The organism is Dehalococcoides sp. THU4 (genome assembly GCF_043231265.1).
Taxonomy (GTDB): Bacteria; Chloroflexota; Dehalococcoidia; order Dehalococcoidales; family Dehalococcoidaceae; genus Dehalococcoides; species Dehalococcoides mccartyi.
The window spans coordinates 717,725-739,660 of sequence record NZ_CP171266.1; the positions used below are offsets into that span (position 1 = coordinate 717,725).

Sequence of the window (21,936 nt, forward strand, 5' to 3'; positions counted from 1 at the left end):
ACTATGTAGCGGTTTATTCGGTAATCTGATAGCCTACTCCGGGTATGTTAATGATGAATTCTTTCGCACCGTCAATCCTGCTTAATTTTTGTCTTATTCGCATAATATGGGTTTTGATAGTTTCTTTGGCATAATATTCATTGCGTCCCCAAATTGATTTGGATATATCAGCGTAACTTACAGTACTTCCGGTTTTGCTCAGTAGTATATGCAGTAGCTGTCCCTCCGTAACGGTTAAATTTACGTGGTTGTTTTTGTAGGATATCTCCTTCAGACTGTTACCAAATCTCCAATGTCCGTACTTGATTCCCAGGTCCTGACTGGTTTTATTGAGCCGTTTCAGTAGAGATTTTACTCTGGCTATCAGTTCCAGCGGCTGAAAGGGTTTGGTAATGTAATCATCTGCACCTAGTTCAAAAGCCGTAAAAATTTCCTGTTCGTTGTTTCTGGCAGTTAGAATAAGTATGGGCAGACTGGAAAATGCCCGTATTTGCTTAAGGACGTTTATGCCATCAATATCCGGCAGACCCAAATCTATAATAGCAATGTCAAAATCGTCTTTATAGACAGCCTCAATGCCTGTTTTACCCAGATGTACAGCCTTGGTTTCCATATCCGGCCAAAAAGACTTGAAGAGTAAGAAAACGGATTCAACTATCTTTTTATCATCTTCTATAAATAGAAGTTTCATGTCGAAGATACCTTTAAAGGCGGTTGAGGTATGGTAAACAGGAAGGTAGTGCCTTTCCCGTATTCGCTTTCTACCCAGATACGTCCGCCATGCAGTTTGACGTATGTTCGTACAATGCTGAGCCCCAGTCCCAGCCCTTGCAGCTTTTTCTGTCTGCTCTCCACCCGGTAATAAGGTTTGAATATATTTTTAATCTCTCCCGGTTCTATCCCAATGCCGCTGTCTGAAACAGAGAAAAGAACGTTATTCTGGTCACGGCTGATATTAATGGATATCAGTCCGGAATCTGGGGAGTACTTTATAGCGTTATCTATCAGATTGTCCAGGATTTGCCTTAAACGGTCCTCATCGGCAATTATAAAACTTACTTCCGGGGCGATAATTATCTTGAAATCAATATGGTTGGTATTGTACATACCATGCTGTATGGAGATGATATGGTCAAGCATTTCTTTAATATTAAAGCGGCTTCGGTTCAGTTTGGGGTCTCTGACTTCACACTGGGCCATATCCAGTAGTTCGTCAAGGCGGGTATTTAAATTCATGGTGCTCTCGTAAATGTTTGCAGCCAGCGCTTTATATTTACCATCAGCCGCTATATTGGAGAGTACTCCGCTGGATGAGATTATGGAAGTCAGGGGTGTTTTCAAATCATGGACTACTATTCGGGTAAATTCCAGCCGGCTTTTCATTTCTGTTTGTATGCACTTCCGGAGTTTCTTCTCATTCTCATAAGATGCCAGTAGTTGGTTATAGACCAGTTTGCGTTTATTGATTTCGTCTGATAGTAGCTTTTTTACGTCAATGGCGAGGTTTTCCTGGCCGGATAAGGCCGGGTTGCCGGAAATGTTGACAGGTGCTGCAGCCGAGAAGGAGATTTCTCTGGTTACATCTTTTATAAAAGTGATACTCAATATTCCGTTATCGGAGTTGTCCTTCAAAAGGAAACCCTCTGATTCTGCCCAAATGAACCCGCCATCCTTTTTAGAATAACGTTTAACAATCTTTGAATAGCAGTGTTCGTCATCCCAGATTCTCATGGCGTGCTGATAGCTGATTTCCAAATCATCCGGGTGAGTAAGATCGAACATGGTTTTACCAATGAGTTCTTTTTTACGGTAACCAAGCATTTTACATAAAGCTTGATTAACGTGGATTATCTGGTGCATCTTCTGATCGACAATAGCCATTCCGACCAGAGTGTTGCGCTGCATTATCTTGACAATCTGGCTGCAATAGTCAGCTGTCCCGATCCGTTCTGAAGAAGGCATTTTCATCCGGTGCTCCTTGAATTTAATTTTATACCCCTTATTTTCGAAGGACAATGACTGTTACAATTTTTTACCGCAACTTCATTATTTATAACCATAATTAAATTCTCCTGTCACTGCCTGGTTGGTAAACTCCACTAAACCGTACTTTTTTGGCTGCCTGCATTATCTATTGCCCTGATTCCCAGGCAGCCTTTCAAGTAAATAAAGTGGAGGTGAGAACAGAGTAAAAAAACTTTATCTGACTGGCATTTCACTGGTATTTGTTGTCTGAATATAAGGAGAGGAAAAATGAATAAATTCCATTCAATTGTAAGCCGGCGTGATTTCATGAAAGGACTAGGTTTAGCCGGGGCGGGGTTGGGAGCAGCAGCGGCGGCAGCGCCGGTTTTCCATGATTTGGATGAAGCGGCCTCTGCACCTGTAGCCGGCGGTTTTAGACGCCCGTGGTGGGTTAAGGAACGCGAATATGAAGATCCTACCTGTGAAGTAGATTGGAATCAGATAGAGCGGTCTGATAATTCGTGGACTATGCACGGTGTAAGGAACGGGGTAAAAGGCGGCTATCTTTTTGCCGGCCAGAAATACCTTGACTGGCAGAAAGAAGGTTCTGACCTGGCTTTTAACGGGGTGAAGAATAATGAACCTGGCCTTACCCTTCGGGATATGGCACTTGAGGGCGGCGCATCTCCGTTACTTATGGGCTTAAACAAGGTCGTTAATTTTGTTTTGCCTGAAATAGACCAGAATGAGGTGCTGGCCCAGTTTGGTTTTACCGCCGCCGCTTGGCCTAATGCCTCGTCTTTCTGGGTAGCTTCTGCCCCGCCGGACTTTTGGGGAGTATCAAAGTGGCAGGGTACACCTGAAGAAAATTCCCGTATGCTGCGTTCGGCCATGCGTTTCTTTGGGGCTTCCGAAGTGCGGTTTGCCGAGCTGAATGAGAAAACCAAGAAGCTTATTTTCACCCACCATGTTCATAATACGCCTATCGTATTTGAAGATGTGGACCGGGCATACGAAGTTGCCGGTCAGAAATTTGTCCTGCCAGATAAACCGCTCTATATAATCAGCGTTGCCATTCAAATGAGCAAAGAAATGTACCGCCAGGGTAATGCCGGCATCCGTTTTGCCGCCAATAATATGCGTTATCGTCTTAACAATGTGGTACAGGTGGCTACCCAGTCGTTTTTGAAGGGTATCGGTTATCAGGGTATTGGCTATCCTTCCGAATCACTTTTCCATGGTATGATGCCATCTCAGGCGGATGCTATTCTCACCGGTTTTGCCGAAATGGCCCGGAATAACAACTATTGCATAAGCCCGGAATTCGGAACGGTGGTTGGCTACTACAGTATTCTTACTGACCTGCCGCTGGCTCCAGATAAACCTATAGATGCGGGCTATTTCCGTTTTTGTCATACCTGCCGTAAATGCGCGGAAGCCTGTCCCTCTCAGGCTATCTCTTTTGATAGTGAGCCTAGTTGGGAAATACCCCCGTCTTCTGTAGACCCGGCTAAGGAAACTAAATACTCTACTCCAGGTAAGAAAGTATTCCACACAGATTCCCCTGCCTGTTATTCAAGATGGATCGGCCTGCATGGTTGTGCCCGGTGTATGGGTACTTGTGTGTTTAATACCAATATGAAAGCCATGGTGCATGACGTGGTTCGGGCTACTGTGGGTACCACCGGTCTCTTTAACGGTTTTCTCTGGAATGCGGATAAAGCGTTTGGTTATGGGCTGGTGCCTCCGGAGAAATGGGAAGAATGGTGGGATAAAGATTATCCGGTACTCGGTCAGGATAGCACCATATATTTTAATTTTTAGATATGTTTGTTCGGGCATTGGCTTTACCATATCCAACTTATCCACAGCTTCTCTGAGTGCGTTAGGTCTTATACCCAGATACACAGAAGTTGTTTGGAGGCTTTCGTGTCCTAATAATGCTTGTACAGAAGTAAGGGCGGCGCCTTTTTCTAATAATTGCTCAGCATATGAATGGCGTAACTGGTGAGGGTGAATTTTAACTCCGGCTTTCTTGCTCCAAGTGGAAAGTTTGTCAGTAATAGATCTGCTGGTAAGATTAAATAAGTTATCAGAAGGCTGTTTATTTGCCATAAAGCTGGTAAGTTTTGAGATTAGACTTAGAGGTATAGGCACAGCCCTGTCTTTCATCCCTTTACCTTGACGAACAAACACAGTTCTTTTGTCTAGGTGTATATCGCTTACTTTAAGGTTGGCTAATTCACTTCGTCTCAAACCGGTCATTTGGGCGAAGCGTATTAACATCTCATCCCGGGCAATGGTATCTTTATGATTGTGTTTGCAAGTAATGGCATCAACAAGTTTTTCAATATCAGCAGGCTCAACATATTCCGGCAGGTGCTTGGGTTTTTTCACTTTAACATCCAACCCTTCGCCATACCATTCCATGAACCCGCGGATTATACCGGTATAACGGAAAATGGTAGCCTGGGCTCTATGGTAGTACAGGCCTAAAAACTTCAGGGCTAATGCTTGAGATGGTGGCACGCCGCCTAAGAAAGCCTGGAATTTATCAAGTAAGGCTTTGTACTGGAGATATTGATTTGGCGTTATCCGGATTTTTAGTAGGTCATAGTAGCCGGTGAAGAGTTCATCAGTGGTTAATTTTTTATGCGAAAGTCGGCGTTTTGTCTTCTCGTCCAATAAGGCCTCCAGAATTTCCATCACGTTTGGAAAATCGGGCTTTTGTATTTGAGACAGGACATTGGATGGTGGAGCTGAGGGGATTCGAACCCCTGACCTCCTCCTTGCAAAGGAGGCGCTCTCCCGACTAAGCTACAGCCCCACGGAGCACCATTATACCAAGTTTGAGTTAAAGTGTTAAATAGTGGGGGTATAGCTGTATTTTTGAAGCAGCAGGTGTTTCAAGTTAGGTATGGCGTCGGTTGCGCTCAGTTCCCCCCGGAGGACTATTTCCGGTGCTTTCAGGAAATCACCCGGTCCTATGCCGGAAAGGTCTGGTTCTATAGCAATATCTGCGGCCTGGAGATTTTCCTTAGCCATATGTATTGACATAATGTTTACTATCTGGAAAGCGGTATCAAAAATAGATGGGGCGGAATCTTTGTCCGGTTTTATATAATCATGGTGGTAAATGGCGTTTACCGCAATTACAAAATCTGCGCCCATATCCCGTACAATCTGGGCCGGAATGGGGGTAATAAGACCGCCGTCCACCAGGAAACGGTTTTTGTTTTTTACTGGACGGAAGATGATGGGCAGGGACATACTGGCAATTACCCCGTCAATAACCGGACCTTCCCTGAAAAGCACTTCCTGTCCGGTTTTAACGTCTGCGGCTACGCAGGCAAAGGGCTTCTTAAGTTCGGAAAAAGTAACATCCCCGATAAGTCCTTTGAGATAGTCTTTTATCTTGCGGGATGACAGGAAGCCTGCTCTGGGGGCAGCCAGGTCCAGCAGGGGCATAAGCTGTTTCCAGCTCAGGTTGCTTACTATTTCTTTCATTTCCGGCGGTGTATGGCCGCTGGCATATAAAGCACCTATAATAGCACCCATGCTGGTGCCGGTGACTAAATCCAGCGGTATGCCTTCTTTTTCCAGTACTTCCAGCACCCCGATATGAATAATACCCCTGGCGGCGCCTCCGCCCAGAGCGATACCTATTTTAGGCGGTTTGGATGCGGGCATGAATAACCTCCTCTGCTTGCGGGGCGGTATGCCCCGGGTTTTCTTCCCATATACATTTAGAAAAGTTCCTCTATCTCTTCGGTGCTGATTTTTTTACGGCTGACTTCGTTGTAAATAGATTGGTCATACTCACGGGGGACAAAGGCTACCGGCATGGGTACGGCCGCACCGAATATAAGTGCCTGCTGGCGTGAAGCCAGTTTGGCCAGTACGCCTTTGAGTTCGTTTTTGCCGGAGATTCCTGAGAGTACGGCGTCTATGTCTTTTTCATTGTCCAGCAGGGCGGTTATTTTAGTGCCCAGCTGAGACATAACCTCTGTATCTATGCCCGAAGGCCGCTGGTCTATAATAAGCAGGGTGACATTGTATTTGCGCATTTCACGGGCGATAGTGCCGAAGATGGTGCGGGAAGCGACCTCGGGGTTTAAAAATTTGTGGGCTTCCTCTATGGTGATAACCAGCGGGGTGGGTTTGGCGGCGTCTTCGGCCATGGCCTGTTCCATGCGGTCACGATAGCTGGTATATATGCGGCGGGTGAGCAGATTAGCTACCAGTATGTAGGCGGTGATATCTGTATACCGCCCGAATTCCAGTACTACATTTATATTCCGGTTTAAGTACTCAAGCACCCGGTCTACCGCTTTGACCGGGGCGTTTTCCACGATAAAGGGCAGGCGGGTGAGGGTATTTAAGCCCCGTTTCAGGTTCTGGAAGGTGCTTTCATGGATACTTAAACTGTCCAGCAGTTTTTTATCATCTTCTTCGTCACCGATATTATTGGCTTCTTTTATCCAGTTTTTCTTGAAGTGTTTGCGTAACTGGTAAACGGCTTCTACTGCCTGTTCGGTCAGGTTCAGGGTCTGGCGGAGCAGGCTGATATCTTCCGGTTCTATTTCGTCATAGCCTATCTTTACCTCAAAGTCCACGCTGACTTTGCGTTTGCGGGAGCTTTCTCCGTCCAAAGTAAATACGGCTACCCTGTCCGGAAAGAGCTGTTTTAAGGCTTTGACTTTGTGTTTTTTCTCACTGGTACCCTCCCAGCCGTATTCGGAGTGCATATCAAACACCAGATTTACGCAAGACCCTTTCTGGAGCATACCCACCAGCAGGGTGCGGGTGAGGAAGGTTTTGCCGGTGCCGCTTTTACCGAAGATGCCGTTTGAACGTTTGACCAGTTCGGGCAGGTTCAGGCAGAGGCGGGTTTCCATATCCAGCGGGTTGCCCACGTAAAAATGGGAGGCGTCTTCCTTGCCGAAGACCATTTCTATATCTTCGTTGGAGGCAATATCTACCGGGGCATAGTGGCTGGGTATGGTCTTGACCGGCTGAGGGCCGTCCAGAAGGCTTTTTTCGTCATTTCCCAGTACCAGATAGGGTATCACCTTGAGGTCTCCGTAAGCGGCTGTGCCGCTGAGTATTTCCGCCAGAAATTTTTCGTCTGCGGCCGGGGGTGTAAGGGTAAGACGCTGGTCGGTTACCCCCAGAGAAACATCGGTTATCATGCCCAGAAAACGCTTGGTTTTACCCTGTATGGTTACATAACGGCCAACCGCCATGTCCTCCACCAGAGCTTCGCCGTCCAGGCGGACATCTATTCCGCCGGAGAGTGAACCCCCTATTACAATACCCAGTTTGTTTTCGCTTGTCATAGCTGTATCCTCTCCAGGATTACTTTAAGCCGCTGGTACTGGCCGGGCAGGATTCTGGCCAGTTCTTTGCCTGCTTTTACTAAAAATACCTGTTTGTCAGGTGCGGCGGCAGCAAGTTGACGCAGGCAGGCGGCGGTGACTTCGTCTGCCGGTACGGGCAGTTCGGAGTTTACCAGTATGTTTAAAAAGCCGAACGAGCGGCTGAATTCGGCGGTTTCTTCAGGGGTGCAGGTTTCGGCAAAACTGTGGATATGGGCAGGGCGGGGTGGCAGGCAGTGGCAGATTTGCCCCTGTCCCCGGTAACCCAGTATCAGGCAGGAAAATTCGCTCCGCAGGAGTTTGCTTAGCTGGGGGCTTTGGGCATATATATCTTCTTCGCTTGCGGCGTCCTGTCCGCGGGCAATGGGCTTCCTGCCTGGCTCTATGGATGAGGTGGTGGCATGATAGACGGCGGCATAAATGGTATTTTCGCCTTCGCCGGTTTTTACCAGTGCCCCCAGAGCGGGTGTGTTATAAAGCTGGTAAGACTGGGCGGTAAAGTCAGTGGTGCTGGTATCTATAACCTCGCCGATGCGGCTTATATTTAGGTTGTCCAATTTTTTTACCCCCTGCGGTTAATGGTGTATTTAAACCTGTTAAACAGACTGGCGGTGTTAGTTTACATAAACTATACCCAGCGGGTTTTCTTGCTTAGGCTTTTGGCCGAACTGCTGGGGTTTATTTTGCTTGAGGTCAGCATTTCTTCTACCAGCTGGTTGAAAATACGCCTGTCCTGACCGCTGACTACTGCCTGTTCGTGGGCTTCGGAAAGGGAGACGGGATAGCCATGCCCCAAGCGGCATTGTTCCAGTATCAGGCTATGGCTTAAGCTTAACAGCTCTTCAGAGCGGGCAGTCCAGCCGGGCAGTTCCACCCGGGCTATTTCTTCACTGGTTTTCAAGTAGTAAAAATAGACCCTGTGTTCCCCGTAATATTTTTCCAGTATGGAAGATGAGCTGGCAAACAGGGCAGAACGTTCACCCGGTTTCAGTATGCGCTCAAACAGCATGCTGTCCGTGACGCCGGAGAGTATGTCACAAGGGCGTTTGCCGTTTGGCAGCTGGTCACACCGGCTGGTGCAGTCTGCCGGTTCGTACGGGCAGTAAAGCAGGCGGAGGGTATTGACTACGTCTGTGCTTCCGGGGTAGCTGATATAGCTGGCTAAAGCCACCTGTCTGTCTTTGGTGTTCAGGTTTTGTATTTTGCCTAAATATTTCAGGTAACCGTTTACCAGCAGGTTTTCAACCACGTATTCGGGAAACTCTTTGGAAAGGAGTGACCAGAGTATCAAAGTGCCGTCTGCCAAAGCCAAAGTGGGCAGATTGGGGGAGGCGGCATCTGCCATTTCAGCCAGATGGCGGGTTTCTTCTACGCTTCTTTTTATTCCCAGCAGAGTGCCTTCCACGGCTACTTCTTTGCTGCCGCAGGAGATTACCATATCTTCGGGGCGGGCATACAGAGCGGGCAGGCTTTCCAGAGCGGCAGACGGGGATTGGCCGTATTCCAGCAGCACCCTGCCGATATTTATCAGGTAACAGCGGCTAAGCTGGTGGCGGTCTACGTCTATTTGTGAGCCGTCTGTGGCCAGTATGCGGTAATTTTGGGGCAAGGCAGGCGTCGGGTGGGTGGCATCCGGTATTTCTTCCGGGTGTGCCAAAAGAAAAGTGGTCTTGCTGCGTGCTGCCTTATCCAGTAAATGCTGGTATTCAGCCGGAGTGCGTTTCATGCCGTTCAGACCGGCCTCAAGGTGTTTTTGGTGTTCCAGGTCACGGCCTTTTAAGTCTGAGACCATGCTCTGTATCTGAAGGGCGGTTTTGTCCAGGTTTAAAGACAATACCGTTTGTCTCCTTGTTTTTGCATTTGCTTCAGTATAAAACAAGATATGTATTCCCACAAGCAACAAATGGCATTTATGCCGGGGTGCGTTCGGGTTTTTGCCCCTAACGGGAGAAGTGTTATAATGGATTTTATGTTAGCCACTCTGCTTAGTGTTACGGTTATATCTTTTTCAGGTGTGCTGATGCCTGGCCCCATGTTCGCTCTGACTCTTTCACGGAGTTACCATACCCCCTGGGCAGGTGCCCAGATTGTGCTGGGGCATGTGCTGGTGGAACTGCCCATTATTCTGCTTATTTATTTCGGTTTTGCCGGTTTTTTTGAGCTTGTCTGGGTGCAGATACTGCTCAGTCTGGCAGGCGGAATTATGATTATTTACATGGGGCTGGGTATGATAAAAGCCCGCCGTGAAGCCGCTCAGGATAAGGCTAATTTTAAATATAATACAGTGGTGTCAGGTGCGGCCATGAGCGCCCTCAATCCGTTTTTTCTGGTCTGGTGGGCAACTGTAGGGGCGATGCTGGTTATGAAGGTATCGGACTACGGGCTTGGGGGGCTGGGGGCTTTGGCGGCTACTCACTGGCTGGTGGATTTAGCCTGGCTTTGTCTGGTTTCATTTATTGTTTACCGCACCCACCGCCTGTGGGGGAGCAGGGTGCGGGAGATAGTTTTTATAGGCTGCGGGTTGTTGCTTGCGGCTTTCGGGGTTTATTTCATTGTTTCCGGGCTGAAGCTGTGGCTTTAGCAGTATCTTAATATGGAGAAGGTATTTTAATGGCAGTGGGGCTGGTTTATAACCATATATATTTGAACCACGAAACGGGTACCCATGTGGAAAACCCTGACCGCCTGCTGGCGATTATGGAATACATAAATACGCATGGGCTGAAAGACCGTTTAGTACATGTTGAGCCGAAACGGGTGGGTTTGGGTGAACTGGAGGGTTTTCATACCCGCAAGTATATCAGCCGGGTGGAAGAAGTGGGTTTCAGCGGCGGCGGCTGGCTGGACCAGGACACGGTGATTTCGGTGGATAGTTACGAAACAGCCCTGTACGCGGTGGGCGGGGTGCTTGAGGGGGTGGACAAGGTGCTTTCAGGTGAGCTGGAGAGTGCTTTTGTAATGTGCCGCCCACCGGGTCACCATGCCCTGCCGGAGGCTTCCATGGGTTTCTGTATTTTTAATAATGTGGCTTTAGGGGCTTTGCATGCCCTTAATAAACATAAACTCAAGCGGGTGGCGGTGGTGGATTTTGATGTTCACCATGGCAATGGCATTCAGCATGTCTGCCTGAATGACCCGCGGGTGACCTATATTTCCACTCACCAGATTCACCATTTCCCCTTTACGGGGGACAGCCGTGAAGACGGCCCTTTCCAGAATATTTTAAATATCCCCCTGCCTGCCTGCTGCGGGGACAGCCATTACCAGAAAGTATTTGACCAGCTGATTTGCCCGTATCTTCGGAAAATATCACCTGAGCTGATACTGGTATGTGCCGGTTATGATGCCCATTTTGCTGATGATATGGGTGAGATGTGCCTTTCACAGCAGGGTTTTGCCGGTATAACCCGTGCCCTGAAAAAGACGGCGGATGAGGTCTGCGGGGGAAAAATGGTCTTCAGTCTGGAGGGCGGCTACCATTATTTGGGTCTGGCAGAGAGCGTGGGGGCTAGCCTTGCGGTTTTATTAAATGAAGCTTTGCCTCCCCCTAATACCAAAGCCCCCGAAGAGACTGCGGATACGCCTGATATCAACGGGCTGATTCTGGAGTTACGGGGTATTTTCGGGATTAGCTAAGTCCGAAGGGCGTTTCTTACAGCTTATCTGGCATTCGGGGCAGTTTTCCTCGGTGCAGGGTTCTACGTGGATAGTCACGTAGTCTATTTTCAGTTTATCTTTGAGGTCTTTTTCCAGATGGTCACATATGGAGTGGGCTTTTTCCACCGAAAGCGTTTTGGGCATAACCAGATGCAGGTCTACATACCGGTAACTGCCGGCTTTGCGGGTGCGCAGGTTGTGAAACTCCACCAGTTTTGAGGTATGTTCATTTATCAAACTGCTGATGGCATCTACTTCTTCTTTGGGCAAACGGGCATCTACCAGTGCCCCGAAAGACTTGTTGAGTATATCCCAGGCGGCTTTTATGATAAGCAGGGCTACCAGCAAGGCTACGATGGGGTCAAGTACGCTCCAGCCGGTCAGTTTTACCAGTAGCAGACCCAGCAGTACTCCGGCTGAGGTTATTACATCTGTGGTGAGGTGTGAGGCGTCTGCCTCCAGGGCCACTGAATCAGTCTCGCGGGCTATCTTTTTCAGGTAGCGGGAGACTAAGGTATTGGCAACTACGGATACGCCCATAATTACCACGCCCCATTCCAGCATCTCCGGGGCAGAGCCCTCTATAAGCCTGTTTATTGCTTCGTAGATAATCCAGATAGCGGCTACGAAGATAAGGACTGCTTCTACTGTGCCGCTTACGTTTTCCCATTTGCCATGCCCGTAAGGGTGGGTAGCATCTGCCGGTTTGTCAGAGGCTTTGACGCCGAAAAAGGCGATAACTGCGGCTACCAGATCCAGAGTGCTGTGGATAGCTTCTGCCAGTATACTCACGCTGCCGGTAACAAAACCGACCGCCGCCTTCATGACTATAAGCGTTGAGTTAGAAGCTATCGAAAATGAAGCCGCCCTGGTTTTTCTGGTAGCCATAGTTTATCCTTGTTATCTGTTAAGCCCTCTTAAAGGGCTTAAGTAGTTTGCCCCAGTCACCGTTTTCCCAGGTGACCAGCAGGGAAGGGGCGACAAAGAGTGAGTCATAAGTACCGGCAATAAGACCGATAAGCAGGACTACGCTCAGGTTCTGGATAGATGCCCCCAGGAAAAGCATAAGGGCTACTACGGTAATGATAACCGTAAAGCTGGAGTTGATAGAACGGACTATCGTTTCCATAATACTCTGGTTTACTACTACATCAAAGCTGGGGTGAATGCCTTTAAGCTGGTTTTCCCGTATGCGGTCAAAGACCACAACGGTGTTATTTATACTGTAGCCGATAACCGCCATGATGCCGATAACAAACATGAGGTTAATTTCCCAGCCAAATATGCCGGCCAGCAGGGCGAAAATGCCCAGCACTACCAGTGCGTCATGGAACAGGGCTATGACCGCGCAGGTGCCGTAGTGGAACGGCTTGGGCATGCGGCGGAAAGCCCAGGTAACATACAGCAGAATACCTACCAGAGCCGCTCCGATAGCTATCAGGGCCATTTGGGTGGTCTGCTTGGCAATCAGGGGGTCTACATTTTCAAAGCCGCGTTCAGTTAGGCTGCCGAAGGCTTCTTCCAGAGCGGTTTCCAGAGTGACCTTCTGGCTGACATCAAGCTCGCTGGTGCGGATAAGAAAGTCTCCGTCACCGGTTATCTGAACAATAGCTTCGCTCTGCCCCAGGCTTCTAAGCTCCTGGGTAAGCTCATCCACGCTGACTGTCTGGTCAAATTTGATGGTCAGAATGGAGCCGCTGGAAAAGTCTATGCCGGGTTTCAGCCCGAATATCAGCAGCGAAGCCAGCCCGGCAAGTATAATCAGGGCTGATATAAATATAAACAGGGGTCGGTGCTGGATTATCTTATTCATTTTTGCCTCTTGTCTGGGTGGTGAATAGGGCAAGCTTTTTAGCGGTTTTAGTACCTACAAAAAGCCTGAGCAAGGTGCGGGTGACAAAGATAGCGGTGAACATGCTGACCGCCACACCCAGGAACAGGGTTACGGCAAAACCTTTGACCGGTGCCCCGGCCGCAATAGTACCGCCCACCCAGAACAGGATTCCGCAGGCTATAAAGGTGGTAACGTTGGAGTCCCAGATGGCAGACCAGGCACGGGAAAAGCCGGCTTCCACCGCCGCTCCCAGTGTCTTGCCAGCCAGCAGTTCCTCTTTCAAACGGGCAAATATCAGGATATTGGCATCTACCGCCATACCTGCTGATACAATGAAACCGCCGATACCCGCCAAAGTAAGGGTAACCGGTACCAGTTTAAAGAGAGCCAGTACAATTACTCCGTAAAATACCAGAGCTATACTGGCCAGCAGACCGGGCAGGCGGTAAAAGGCTATCATAAATATCATAACCAGGATTATGCCTGCCAGACCGGCTTTTACGGCCAGGTCAACAAAGTTTTGACCCAAGGTAGGTGAAACGGTCTGCTCGTATATGGGCTCAAGCGGTACCGGCAGGCGTCCGGCATTCAGCTGGTTGGAAAGCATTTCTGCTTCGTTGTAGCTTAAGCCTTCTATCACGCCGCTGGTTTCAATAACATTGTTTATGTAGGGGGCAATCGGTACGCCATCATCACCGGCCAGGGCTTCATCACCTTCAAAGATACCCAGCTGCTGGCTTAAAAGGCGGGTGGTGATTTCTTTGGATAACTGGGCCCCGATGTCATCCCATTCAAATACCAGTAAAATATTGCCGTACTGGTCCCGGTTTACATAAGTACTATCTTTGAAATAGGCACTGGTCAGGGCATACTCAACCCCGTCAATAGTGGCGGTGGCCGGTTTCCATTTGCCCAGACTGTTTTCCCATTTATAATCTTCGCCTTCAGCCGCCAGTTCGCCGAATTCCAGTAGGGCGGTACGGCCGATGCGGGCTTTTTGTTCATCTGTAATATCCAGCCCCGGCAGTTCAACCACTATCCGGTCATCTCCCTGACGCTGGATTGAGGCTTCGGTGACACCAAGAGGGTTGATGCGGTTGGAGATAACCTCCACCACGCCATCCATTACGCTGTCAATATTGCTTTCATCTACATTGGACAAGTCAGCCTGATATACCATGTGCAGGCCTCCCTTTAAGTCCAGACCAAACAGGATTCCCTTGCCCAGAAGTGCGCCTTTGTCTGTTGGCAGCACTATGGTAAAGGCAAGGATCATGGCGGCCAGTATGGCCAAAAACACGAGCCCGTTTTTCCTTCGCATAATTCTCCCCAAGCTAATTTAGATTATTTTCAGGCTTGCCCTTCAAGCCTTTGGCTGATAAATTTAAAGGCCTCCTGGCGGTTTTTTATTTCACCGGCCGCCTGGGCCTCGGTAATTTCACCCAGCAGGGTTCTTATCCGGGGTCCCGGCCTGAGGTTAAAACGCTCTATCAGGTCGGTGCCGGTCACCAGACGTTTCGGAACAAGCCTGGTAAGCTGTTTTTTCTGCTCCGATAAAATATGCGCTACTATATTAACATGTTCTTGCCAATTTGCCACCATCAAATTCGGCCCGTCTGTTGCCAAATGGTCTGCCAGACTCAGATAAAGGGTAGATTCGGCGGCTTCCCCCAGGTCACGGAAATAGCGGTAAATAGCTTTTGCGGAGGGTAACTGGCTGTCAGGGTTCATTTGAACCGGGCGCAGATGGTAGCAAACCATTTTTTCTACCATTAAAATTTCTTTTTTTGAGAAACGCAGGCGGGTGAGTATCTGGCTGCTTAAGCGGCTGCCTTCCAGCGGGTGTCCGGTAAAACGTATCCGCCCGTCAGGGTCGGTGCTGCGGGTCTGGGGTTTGGCGATATCGTGCAGCAGGGCGGCCAGTTTGGTTAAGGTGCGGATACTGGAAGTGCCGCTTATTTTCCCTGCAAAATATTTTTCAAAGCCGCTTTCGCGGTAGATTTCGGTGATGATTTCAGGGTTCTGGTAAGGCCAGACAGACCTGCCCAGTATGGCATCAAGTGCATAAATGGTTTTTATGGAGTGTTCCAGCACATCCCAGGTGTGTTCATAGGGCTGGGGGTGGCGGCAGCAGGGAGTAAGCTCAGGGAATATGTTTAGCAGCAGCCCCAGCTCAAGGCACTTTTCCCAGATGCCGGGCTGGCTGGTTTCAAGTAGTTTCAGCAGTTCTTCCCGAATTCTCTCACCGGCAACGGTTGATATCAGGGCGGCATGGGTGGTGATAAGGCTTTGGGTTTGCCCTTCAAGTGCAAAGCCAAGTTCGGCTGATAAGCGGATAGCCCTTAGCAGCCTGATGGGGTCAGCACTGAATACATCTGCTGAGGTTACCCGTATAACCCGGTTTTCAATATCCGGCAGCCCCTGCATGGGGTCAATTATGGCCTGTACCGGCAGGCTGCCCTGATGTACCGCCGACAAGGGTGCGGCCATGGCGTTAAGTTTGAAATCACGCCGGGTGAGGTTGGCAGTAATATCTGCCGTGCCGGAGATATCCAGCTGAAAAGCGGGCAGGATTACTCTAAAGACGTCATTTCCGGCATCCAGCACCACCTGAGGGGCTTTGAAATAACCGGAGATTTTGGCAGAAGCGGCTTGTCCGCTGCCGGTGATGCACAGGTCAATATCGGCAGTGGGTTTTTTAAGTACCAGATTACGCAAAAAACCGCCTACCAGATAGACTTCGCTAGCTTCTTCTGAAAATAAACGGCGGAGGTCTTCAAGCAGGGCGGCGGTTTTTTTATCAATACGGAGCAGCAGGTTTTTATTCGTCACGGCCTTCACCCAAAAATCTACTAAACTATACTCCGAACGTATCTTCAATATCAAGAAAATTACGTTTGGATAGCTTTGGGTAGCCGCCGGGAAGAGCCTTTACTGGCTGATAGCAGCAGACCTGTATTTTGCGGGACAAATTTATCCGGCTAGGTCATGGATTTGGAGATACTTTTCAGCATGGCCAGAATGGCAATAACCGCCCTTTGCAGTTCAATAGGCTCCTGGGCCAGTACTTTGGCTACGTAAGGGTCAAGCTGTCTGGGGGTAGAGATATATTCCGCTTCCATTTCCGAGATGCTGTCCTTCTGGGGGGTAAGATATCCGGCCAGAGTGAATAACTCGTCCTCTTCAAAACCCAACGGACGGGCAATTCGTTTGAGTATTCTGGCAGACGGAAAACGCTCGCCGCGCTCAATGCGCCCCAGATGCGAGGGGGAGACGCTGGTTTTAGAAGCCAGTTCTTGCAGGGTAAGCGGTATTTTTACCCTTTGCTGGCGGATTATCTCTCCAAGGTCTGCCCAGCCATTTGGTGATGTGGCTTTACTCATGATCTTCCTGCCTTAGATATAATTCGGGTAAGGACTGAATATGATAAAGATACAATAGTATTATACGATAACGGCAGCTTATATGCCAGATGTCAATATATGAGCTTTGTACAATGTATACCACTGAAAGGCAAGTGTCAAAATATGTATTCTTTACCTGCATATTTATACAAATTGCATACCGTTTGAGGGGATTTAAGGCTTATTTCATGGCAAAAAAGACCTCCCTGTCTTTTTTAAAGGGCTTTAAAATATTTAACATAAACCATACGGGTCAATATCAATACTCCAGCCCTGTCCCGGATTTATCTCTCTGAGGAACTCTGCCGGGTTGGGCGCACGCAGGATTAGCTGATATCTATAACGTCCCCGCAGACGCTGGATAAAGGCAGGTGCCGGTCCTAAAATTTCCAGATTGCCTAGCCCAACGGCCTCCGCTTTTTCCCGAAGGGTTTTAGCCATAAGTTTGGCCTGCTGCTGACAAAAGTCATGGTTCAAATGGCTGAATACCAGACAGGCCAGTTTCCGGAAGGGAGGGTTATTCAGTGCCTGGCGGTAGACTATTTCTTTGGCATAAAAACCCGGATAGTCATGGCAGACAGCTGACCGGATGGCATAGTTTTCAGGGCTGTAGGTCTGGATAACTACTTTCCCTCCTGATATACCCCGGCCTGCCCGCCCGGCTACCTGGGCCAGCAGCTGAAAAGTGCGTTCGCCTGCCCTGAAATCAGGCAGGTTCAGGCTGATATCTGCATTTATTACCCCTACTAAAGTAACATCCGGCAGGTCAAGCCCTTTGGCTACCATCTGGGTGCCGATAAGTATATCTGCCTGATGGCAGCTGAATTTATCCATTATTTGCTGGTGGGTGTTTTTGCCTTTTATGACATCACTATCCCAGCGGAGCAGTTTTGCCTGGGGAAAAGCCAGTCTTGTTTCTTCCTCCAGTTTCTGGGTACCCATGCCCAGGTATTTAATCCGGCGGCTGCCGCAAACCGGGCAGGTGAGAGGATTTGGGTAGTGCCTGCCGCACTGGTGGCAGACCAGATTTTCCTGGTCGGGGTGGTATGTAAGCGGGGCATCACAGCTTTTGCACATGGCTACATAGCCGCAGTCACGGCACTGGATAAAACTGGCACCGCCCCGGCGGTTTATGAATAAAATGGCCTGCTCATGGTTTGTCAGTACTTTTTCAATAGAGGCCTGCAGGTTACGGGAGAAGATGCTGCGGTTGCCTTCGGAGAGTTCGGTGCGCATATCTACCAGCTCTGTTTTAGGCAGGGAAGCACCCCGGTAGGGGGTCAGGCGTTCGGGCAGTTCCAGTAACTGATAGATGCCTTTTCGGGCTTTGAAATAGCTGTCAATATCCGGGGTGGCACTGCCCAGTACCAGTACGGCACCGTACTCTTCAGCCATTTTATTAGCCACCGTACGGGTATGATAACGGGGTTGGGGGTCCTGCTGTTTATAGGTCCATTCGTGCTCTTCGTCTATGATAATAATGCCCGGTTTGTCCAGCGGGGCAAACAGGGCGCTTCTGGGTCCGATTACAATGTCTGCCTGGCCGTTTTTTATCCTTTGCCATTCGTCAAACTGTTCACCGGGACTGAGGCGGCTGTGAAGAACGGCTATTTGGCCGGGGAAACGCCCCGCAAAACGGGCGATAGTCTGAGGGGTAAGGGAGATTTCAGGTACCAGTACTATAGCCTTTTTGCCCAGACACAGGTTTTCAGCCAGTGCCTGCAGGTATATTTCGGTTTTGCCGCTGCCGGTTATGCCATGCAGTAAAAAGGTACGGGGGTTTTGGTCATCTTCGGGCGGGGTATTCAGTGAACGGGTGATGAACTCAAGGCACTTTTTCTGGGGGGGGCTTAGCTCAAGGTGCGGCAGTGGAGGTATCCGGCTGTAATCTACGGGCTGGCGGAATACCTGGCGTTCTTCAGTACTTACCAGACCCTTTTGCTCAAGAGCCTTTAAGACGGCCGAATTATTTTTCACCAGCAGATTTAACCCGCTTTTGGAAATGCCCCCGGGGTTTTCCTGAAGGTAATCAAAAACCTGGGTCTGGCGGGGGGATAACTTTGGCAGGGTCTGGTTTTTAATAAATGCCAGTGCCTGCACGCTGAGGCGGAAATGTTTTTCAAATTTGGTCTTTGCCCTGACCGGGCTTATCCGGTAGGTGCGTTTGACTAGCCCCTGATTTATAAGTTTAAGTATGGCGCTTTGAGCGGTTTTCTTGCCGAATATTTTTCCCAGTTCGTTTTGGGGGGTGATGTCTTTGGCCTTTAGCCGGTCAAGTATTTTTTGCATGTTTGGGCTTAGGGTTGCAGACGGATTTTTTGCTGTAGCCGGCGGGCTGGACTCCAGGCTGATATAGGCCAGGCTTTGGCGTTCAAAAGACGGCGGCAGCATGAGGGCTACTGCTTCGTAAATACTGGATAAATAGGTTTGGCTTATCCACTTGGCCAGGTTCAGCTGGTGAAAAGAAAGAAGCGGCGTATCAGAGATAACGCCGCAGATTTCACGTGTTTGCCCGAATGCCGGCTCTTCAGTTACTTCAAGGACGATGCCCTGAACTATTTTAGGCCCGAAAGGAGCCCAGACTGCCTGACCGGGTTTTATTTCTAACCCCGCTGGTATAGAGTAGGAGAAACTGCCCGGTCTAAGTACCGGAGTGTTTACGGCCAGTTCGGCAAAAGCCAATTTTATACCCCCTAAGAGAGCTTAAGAGGGTGTTTGTTTAACTTCTTTAATGCGGGCGGCTTTTCCGGAAAGCTTGCGCAGGTAGAACAGGCGGGCACGGCGTACTCTGCCTCTTTTAATAACCTCCACCTTGGTAACATTGGGTGAGAGGAAGGGGAAGGTGCGCTCAACGCCTACGCCGTAGCTGATGCGGCGGACGGTAAAATTGCCGCCGTCAGCGGCCTGCTTGACCTTGAGGACTACGCCCTGAAACATCTGAATGCGCTCTTTGTCGCCTTCTTTAATGCGGGCGTGTACTTTTATGGTATCACCGGGGCCGAAGCTCGGCAGAACTTTTCCGGCGGCGGTATTTTCTACAGCAACTGTTTCTTCAGCTGCGGTTTCTTCTTCACTGGTTTCAGGGGTTTCCTGATTATTAACAGTCTCTTCCATGGCGGTAAAAACTCCTTTAAATATCAACGGAATATTAAAACACAAACCCATTTCATAATCAAGTGCGCGGGTTTGCAGGGGGGATGCGGGGTGGTTGCATACCTTATATATAATGCAGGGTTTTAATCTTCGGGGTTTTCTTCGGCCAGTATTTCGTCTATCAGCTTGCGGTCTGCTTTAGAAAGGGTTATTTTTTCAAGCATATCCGGGCGTCTTTTCAAGGTACGCCGCAGAGATTCTTTACGCCGCCAGCGGTCTATCCGGGCGTGATTGCCGGAAAGAAGCACTTCCGGGATATCCCAGCCCCTGAATACCGGGGGACGGGTGTAATGGGGGTGTTCCAAAAGACCTTTTGAGTGCGAGTCTGATTCGGAGGAGTCGTCTGAACCAAGTACGCCGGGTATCAGGCGTGAAACCGCATCTATAACTACCATGGCGGCCAGTTCCCCGCCGGTCAGTACAAAATCACCTATGCTTATTTCGTCGGTGGCCAGGTGTTCCCTAACCCGTTCGTCAAAGCCCTCATAATGGCCGCAGATTATAATCAGCCGCTGGTGGTTTGCCAGTTCGCGGGCGACAGACTGGTTAAAGGTGCGTCCCTGCGGGGAAAGTAGAATTACCGGGGCAGGGGTGGGGTCTTTTTCCATGACCGCCTCTACTGCCTCAAACAATGGTTCGGGCTTAAGCAGCATGCCGGCACCGCCGCCGTAAGGGGTATCATCTACCGCATGGTGCTTGTCATGGCTGAAATCCCTGAAGTTATGTATTTCTAACCTTACCAGATTTTTGTCCGCCGCCCGCTTGAAAATGCTTTCTTCAAAAGGGGACTGAAACATCTCCGGAAAAAGGGTTAACACGTCTATTTTCAAGCTTTTCTCTCCTATTTTTACCCCTTGACGCTGTTCTATTTTAGCATACCCTTTTGGCCAGACCCAAAAGCCAAAAAGGTATATAAAAATATATTTTCAAAGGCTTGACAATGGGGGTGTTGGCTTATAGAATGGGAAAAAGTGGGGTAATGTGGTAAGTCGGGGAGAGAGTACTTAAGAGAATGTTTTTTGGGGAATTTGAGTACAAGCTGGACGAAAAGGGGCGTTTCCCTTTGCCTCCGGGCATCAGGCCCAGCATGAAGGACGGTTTGATACTTGCCCCCGGCACCGGTGAGAAATGCATTTACGCTTACCCCCTGTGTGAATGGAAAAAACTGTCTGAAAGCCTGAAGAGTACTACAGTTGCTCCCAGCAAGATGCGCCGCCTAAACAGGGCTCTTTTCGCTTTGGCTTTTGATGTTAATCTGGATGCCCAAGGCCGCCTGACCCTGCCTGCACCCTTAAAAAGCTATGCTGGGGTTAATATAGAGGTTATTGTGGCGGGTGTCAACAATTATATAGAGATATGGGATAAAGAGACCTGGGAGTCTGAAAAGAAGGCCAGCCAGGAGCAGGCCTGGCAGATAATAGAAACGCTTGAGGGGAACTAGGCGGAAGTGACTGAGTATCCTCACATACCGGTTATGCTGGAGGAGTCCATACAGGGGCTGGGGGTTATACCCGGCGGCCGTTATGTGGACTGCACTTTGGGGGCTGGCGGTCACTCAGAGGCTATTTTGGAGCACAGTTACCCCGGCGGACAGCTTTTATCTATAGATGCAGACCCCAAGGCTATTGCTTTGGCTGCCGAACGGCTTAAGTGTTTCGGCAGTTCGGTTTTACTGGTAAATGATAACTTTGCCAATCTGAAAGATATATGCCAGCGTTATGAATATATGCCGGTGCATGGCATTTTATTTGATTTGGGGCTTTCTTCCATGCAGCTTGACAGGGAGGAATCCGGGTTCAGTTTTCAGACCGAAGCCCCGCTGGATATGCGTTTTTCACCCGGCCAGGAGCTTTCGGCGGCGGATATTGTTAATACTTATGACCTTGCCGGGCTGTCAGATTTAATCTGGAAATACGGTGAAGAGCCTTTCAGCCGGCGGATTGCCAGGGCTATTTTAGAGAAAAGACCGTTTAAAACAACTACCGAATTGGCGTCTGTTATTGAAAAAGCGGTTGGGGGGCGTCACGGGCGGATTCATCCTGCTACCCGGACTTTCCAGGCTTTGCGGATAGCGGTAAACGAAGAGCTTCCGCACCTTGAGAGCGCCCTTGCACAGGCTCAGAGCCTTTTGGGACATGGCGGGCGGCTGGTAGTGATAAGCTACCATTCGCTTGAAGACCGCATTGTAAAACAGTATTTTCAGAAAGAAGCCAAGGGCTGTATCTGCCCTGATGATATACCCCAGTGTGTTTGCAACCACCAGCCTTCACTTAGGCTGATAAACCGCAGGGTAATTACCCCTTCGGATGAGGAAATATCCCGAAACCCGCGCAGCCGGAGTGCCAAGATGCGGGTGGCGGAACGGATTATACAACCCGGCGAGGGGCGTTTTTTTCACAGCCGGGCTAAGGGATTAGTTAATCATGTCAGCGAAACTGGCTCTGTTCGGTACGGACAGGCTAAACATAAGGGGGTGGTCCAGAGGGGAGGCAGCTGATGTGCGCAAAGGAATAACGTTCCCGTAAGGGATTTTTAGATACACGGT

19 protein-coding genes, 1 tRNA gene and 1 pseudogene are annotated in these 21,936 nt (G+C 49.3%); 5 read left to right on the forward strand and 16 right to left on the reverse strand.

Going from position 1 to position 21,936, the window contains the following annotated elements; all coding sequences use genetic code 11:
- Positions 1-13 precede the first annotated feature (13 nt).
- On the reverse strand, positions 14-691 hold the full coding sequence (locus tag ACE6F3_RS03805; protein ID WP_324665617.1) for a response regulator transcription factor: 678 nt from the start codon (positions 689-691) through the stop codon (positions 14-16).
- Complete coding sequence (locus ACE6F3_RS03810) at positions 688-1,968, reverse strand: PAS domain-containing sensor histidine kinase (protein WP_010936082.1); 1,281 nt, start codon at positions 1,966-1,968, stop codon at positions 688-690. Before ACE6F3_RS03810 ends, ACE6F3_RS03805 begins: the two co-directional genes overlap by 4 nt.
- A gap of 285 nt (positions 1,969-2,253) precedes the next feature.
- Between ACE6F3_RS03810 and ACE6F3_RS03815 the strand changes: the two genes are divergently transcribed.
- A complete protein-coding gene (locus ACE6F3_RS03815; RefSeq protein ID WP_392654490.1) occupies positions 2,254-3,789 on the forward strand; it encodes a reductive dehalogenase in 1,536 nt (511 codons plus the stop codon).
- A gap of 87 nt (positions 3,790-3,876) precedes the next feature.
- Here the strand turns inward: ACE6F3_RS03815 and ACE6F3_RS03820 are convergent.
- The 6 genes and pseudogenes from ACE6F3_RS03820 to ACE6F3_RS03845 all read right to left on the reverse strand — a co-directional run.
- A pseudogene (locus ACE6F3_RS03820) lies at positions 3,877-4,671 on the reverse strand (tyrosine-type recombinase/integrase); the annotation flags it as partial.
- A 45-nt stretch (positions 4,672-4,716) separates the two neighbouring features.
- Positions 4,717-4,792: transfer RNA gene (locus ACE6F3_RS03825), tRNA-Ala, on the reverse strand.
- Positions 4,793-4,827: 35 nt separating this feature from the next.
- Positions 4,828-5,655, reverse strand: coding sequence for a patatin family protein (locus tag ACE6F3_RS03830; RefSeq protein ID WP_324665600.1), 828 nt, complete (start codon positions 5,653-5,655; stop codon positions 4,828-4,830).
- A 56-nt stretch (positions 5,656-5,711) separates the two neighbouring features.
- A complete protein-coding gene (locus ACE6F3_RS03835) occupies positions 5,712-7,304 on the reverse strand; it encodes an ATP-binding protein (RefSeq protein ID WP_324665598.1) in 1,593 nt (530 codons plus the stop codon).
- Positions 7,301-7,900: a hypothetical protein gene (locus ACE6F3_RS03840; protein ID WP_278812242.1), complete on the reverse strand. Its 600-nt coding sequence runs from the start codon at positions 7,898-7,900 to the stop codon at positions 7,301-7,303. The genes ACE6F3_RS03835 and ACE6F3_RS03840 overlap by 4 nt, the downstream gene beginning before the upstream one ends.
- 71 nt (positions 7,901-7,971) lie before the next feature.
- Complete coding sequence (locus ACE6F3_RS03845) at positions 7,972-9,177, reverse strand: DNA double-strand break repair nuclease NurA (RefSeq protein ID WP_324665594.1); 1,206 nt, start codon at positions 9,175-9,177, stop codon at positions 7,972-7,974.
- Between the two features lie 126 nt (positions 9,178-9,303).
- Between ACE6F3_RS03845 and ACE6F3_RS03850 the strand changes: the two genes are divergently transcribed.
- Positions 9,304-9,924 carry a LysE family transporter gene (locus ACE6F3_RS03850; RefSeq protein WP_010936109.1) on the forward strand — a complete coding sequence of 207 codons (621 nt, stop codon included), beginning with the start codon at positions 9,304-9,306 and terminating at the stop codon, positions 9,922-9,924.
- Positions 9,925-9,953: 29 nt separating this feature from the next.
- Positions 9,954-10,979, forward strand: a complete 1,026-nt coding sequence (locus ACE6F3_RS03855; RefSeq protein WP_077975045.1) for a histone deacetylase — start codon at positions 9,954-9,956, stop codon at positions 10,977-10,979.
- Here the strand turns inward: ACE6F3_RS03855 and ACE6F3_RS03860 are convergent.
- The 8 genes from ACE6F3_RS03860 to trmD form a co-directional block, all read right to left on the reverse strand.
- A complete protein-coding gene (locus ACE6F3_RS03860) occupies positions 10,953-11,888 on the reverse strand; it encodes a cation diffusion facilitator family transporter (RefSeq protein WP_077975046.1) in 936 nt (311 codons plus the stop codon). The genes ACE6F3_RS03855 and ACE6F3_RS03860 overlap by 27 nt on opposite strands.
- 19 nt (positions 11,889-11,907) lie before the next feature.
- The gene (gene secF / locus ACE6F3_RS03865; RefSeq protein ID WP_058292423.1) at positions 11,908-12,813 is read right to left on the reverse strand and encodes a protein translocase subunit SecF; all 906 of its coding nucleotides are present in this window, start codon (positions 12,811-12,813) and stop codon (positions 11,908-11,910) included.
- Complete coding sequence (gene secD / locus ACE6F3_RS03870; RefSeq protein WP_010936113.1) at positions 12,806-14,155, reverse strand: protein translocase subunit SecD; 1,350 nt, start codon at positions 14,153-14,155, stop codon at positions 12,806-12,808. The genes secF and secD overlap by 8 nt, the downstream gene beginning before the upstream one ends.
- 29 nt (positions 14,156-14,184) lie before the next feature.
- A complete protein-coding gene (locus tag ACE6F3_RS03875; RefSeq protein WP_324665587.1) occupies positions 14,185-15,666 on the reverse strand; it encodes an HD domain-containing protein in 1,482 nt (493 codons plus the stop codon).
- 149 nt (positions 15,667-15,815) lie between these two features.
- Positions 15,816-16,217, reverse strand: a complete 402-nt coding sequence (locus ACE6F3_RS03880; protein ID WP_010936116.1) for a helix-turn-helix domain-containing protein — start codon at positions 16,215-16,217, stop codon at positions 15,816-15,818.
- A gap of 255 nt (positions 16,218-16,472) precedes the next feature.
- Complete coding sequence (gene priA / locus ACE6F3_RS03885; protein ID WP_324665585.1) at positions 16,473-18,920, reverse strand: primosomal protein N'; 2,448 nt, start codon at positions 18,918-18,920, stop codon at positions 16,473-16,475.
- Between the two features lie 21 nt (positions 18,921-18,941).
- The gene (gene rplS / locus ACE6F3_RS03890; protein ID WP_041341224.1) at positions 18,942-19,352 is read right to left on the reverse strand and encodes a 50S ribosomal protein L19; all 411 of its coding nucleotides are present in this window, start codon (positions 19,350-19,352) and stop codon (positions 18,942-18,944) included.
- A gap of 122 nt (positions 19,353-19,474) precedes the next feature.
- Positions 19,475-20,221, reverse strand: coding sequence for a tRNA (guanosine(37)-N1)-methyltransferase TrmD (gene trmD / locus ACE6F3_RS03895; RefSeq protein WP_324665582.1), 747 nt, complete (start codon positions 20,219-20,221; stop codon positions 19,475-19,477).
- 182 nt (positions 20,222-20,403) lie between these two features.
- Here trmD and mraZ point away from each other — a divergent pair, with 182 nt between their 5' ends.
- Complete coding sequence (gene mraZ, locus ACE6F3_RS03900) at positions 20,404-20,832, forward strand: division/cell wall cluster transcriptional repressor MraZ (protein WP_010936120.1); 429 nt, start codon at positions 20,404-20,406, stop codon at positions 20,830-20,832.
- Positions 20,833-20,838: 6 nt separating this feature from the next.
- Positions 20,839-21,888, forward strand: a complete 1,050-nt coding sequence (gene rsmH / locus ACE6F3_RS03905) for a 16S rRNA (cytosine(1402)-N(4))-methyltransferase RsmH (protein WP_041341228.1) — start codon at positions 20,839-20,841, stop codon at positions 21,886-21,888.
- Positions 21,889-21,936 lie beyond the last annotated feature (48 nt).

Bases quoted from the DNA above. Each gene is read 5' to 3' on its own strand.
- ACE6F3_RS03835 (WP_324665598.1), bottom strand. From the start codon at position 7,304: ATGACAAGCGAAAACAAACTGGGTATTGTAATAGGGGGTTCACTCTCC.
- mraZ (WP_010936120.1), top strand. From the start codon at position 20,404: ATGTTTTTTGGGGAATTTGAGTACAAGCTGGACGAAAAGGGGCGTTTC.
- ACE6F3_RS03830 (WP_324665600.1), bottom strand. From the start codon at position 5,655: ATGCCCGCATCCAAACCGCCTAAAATAGGTATCGCTCTGGGCGGAGGC.
- ACE6F3_RS03855 (WP_077975045.1), top strand. From the start codon at position 9,954: ATGGCAGTGGGGCTGGTTTATAACCATATATATTTGAACCACGAAACG.
- ACE6F3_RS03810 (WP_010936082.1), bottom strand. From the start codon at position 1,968: ATGAAAATGCCTTCTTCAGAACGGATCGGGACAGCTGACTATTGCAGC.
- ACE6F3_RS03860 (WP_077975046.1), bottom strand. From the start codon at position 11,888: ATGGCTACCAGAAAAACCAGGGCGGCTTCATTTTCGATAGCTTCTAAC.
- ACE6F3_RS03815 (WP_392654490.1), top strand. From the start codon at position 2,254: ATGAATAAATTCCATTCAATTGTAAGCCGGCGTGATTTCATGAAAGGA.
- rplS (WP_041341224.1), bottom strand. From the start codon at position 19,352: ATGGAAGAGACTGTTAATAATCAGGAAACCCCTGAAACCAGTGAAGAA.
- secD (WP_010936113.1), bottom strand. From the start codon at position 14,155: ATGCGAAGGAAAAACGGGCTCGTGTTTTTGGCCATACTGGCCGCCATG.
- ACE6F3_RS03880 (WP_010936116.1), bottom strand. From the start codon at position 16,217: ATGAGTAAAGCCACATCACCAAATGGCTGGGCAGACCTTGGAGAGATA.
- ACE6F3_RS03850 (WP_010936109.1), top strand. From the start codon at position 9,304: ATGGATTTTATGTTAGCCACTCTGCTTAGTGTTACGGTTATATCTTTT.
- secF (WP_058292423.1), bottom strand. From the start codon at position 12,813: ATGAATAAGATAATCCAGCACCGACCCCTGTTTATATTTATATCAGCC.
- ACE6F3_RS03805 (WP_324665617.1), bottom strand. From the start codon at position 691: ATGAAACTTCTATTTATAGAAGATGATAAAAAGATAGTTGAATCCGTT.